1 pseudogene is annotated in these 409 nt (G+C 71.6%); it reads left to right on the plus strand.

Annotated elements, in window-relative coordinates:
* Positions 1–54: 54 nt before the first annotated feature.
* Positions 55–409 (plus strand): annotated as a pseudogene (locus B2W70_RS02070) (amidohydrolase family protein); the annotation flags it as partial.

The raw sequence follows: 409 nt of genomic DNA on the forward strand, positions 1-409 counted from the left end.
CACACGATGAACAGTCGAGCGATGTTGACGCGCGTGAGGCATGGCTTGGGTGCCTTGGCGCTGGCCGTGGTTTGCCCGGCGATGGCCGACGGCCCGGCGCCCGCGGCCCCCCCAGTCACCGCGCCGGCCACCGGCCTGCTGATCGACAACGTGCGGGTCTTCAACGGCACCGACGAGCGCCTGTCGCCACCCAGCCATGTGCTGGTGGTCGGCAACCGGGTGCGCACCATCTCCACCTCGCCGATCGCGCCACCGGCCGATGTCGCGCTCACCCGCATCGACGGCGGCGGGCGCACCTTGATGCCGGGCCTCATCGACGCCCACACCCACCTGATGTTCGCCACCGTTTCGCAGCAGGTGGCGCTGCTGGGGGACTTCGGCTTCGTGCAGATCGCGGCGGCGCGGGCCG

The organism is Aquabacterium sp. UBA2148, assembly GCF_002328915.1.
Classification (GTDB): Bacteria; Pseudomonadota; Gammaproteobacteria; order Burkholderiales; family Burkholderiaceae_C; genus Aquabacterium; species Aquabacterium parvum.